Below are 870 nucleotides of genomic sequence, written 5' to 3' on the forward strand. Positions count from 1 at the left end.
TGGCATTTGGTAGGCTGAAAACCTCTCTGAATCCTTTTATTTACTACCTTTGCAGCATTTGAAAACCTATGAATAAAAAAACTGTATCTTCTGTAATAGCTCAAATGTTAAAAAAAATGGGCATCGACGTACTGTTCAGATGTATTTTTGCAAGGATTGTGGTAGACAATTTCAAGGTGATCTGCGTATAAATAATATTTCTCTATGGAATGACTATCTGACGGCAAATCGAACGATTTCTGATCTATCCACTCTTTATAAATGTTCAAAGCGAACCATACGACGTAGGTTGAGCTTAGTAGTAGATAGCTTTACTGCTACTTACCCCAAATCTGCAGTAATAATACTGGATACAACATACTTTTCCAGGACATTTGGTGTGATGCTGTTTCAGGATGCTTCATCAGGCAAAATACTCTATCGCAAGTTTGTCAAAAACGAAACCAACAGAGATTATCTTGACGGACTTCGGTATATTGCGGAGCGTGGAACTATGATAAAAGCAGTGGTGTGTGATGGGCATGTAGGACTTTTACAATCTATACATTTCTGTCCCGTACAAATGTGTCAATTTCACCAATTTCAGATAGTTAGAAGACTCCTTACTAACAACCCACATTTGCCTGCAGGCGTTGAACTATTGGCATTAATGAGAAGGATGTTCTCTATGAGAAAAGAAGAGTTTATAACTGCTTTTGATAAATGGTGTGATAAATGGAAAGAGTTCCTAAATGAACGAACTCTCCTAATCTCGGGTAAGACAACTTATACACACAGAAGATTGAGAACGGCAAGACGTTCTATTAAGACACATCTGCCATGGCTCTATACGTGTGAGGAGCATCCGGATATACAAATACCTAATACAAC

At 37.8% G+C, this 870-nt stretch carries 1 protein-coding gene and 1 pseudogene; both read left to right on the plus strand.

Annotated features, from left to right (window positions below; all coding sequences use genetic code 11):
- Positions 1-85 precede the first annotated feature (85 nt).
- A pseudogene (locus tag HMPREF9431_RS13785) lies at positions 86-133 on the plus strand (hypothetical protein); the annotation flags it as partial.
- Positions 134-139: 6 nt separating this feature from the next.
- Positions 140-870: IS256 family transposase, variant Zn-binding type (locus HMPREF9431_RS13605; RefSeq protein ID WP_004381584.1), on the plus strand; the 731-nt coding region annotated here is incomplete at its 3' end.

The organism is Segatella oulorum F0390, from assembly GCF_000224615.1.
Lineage (GTDB): Bacteria > Bacteroidota > Bacteroidia > Bacteroidales > Bacteroidaceae > Prevotella > Prevotella oulorum.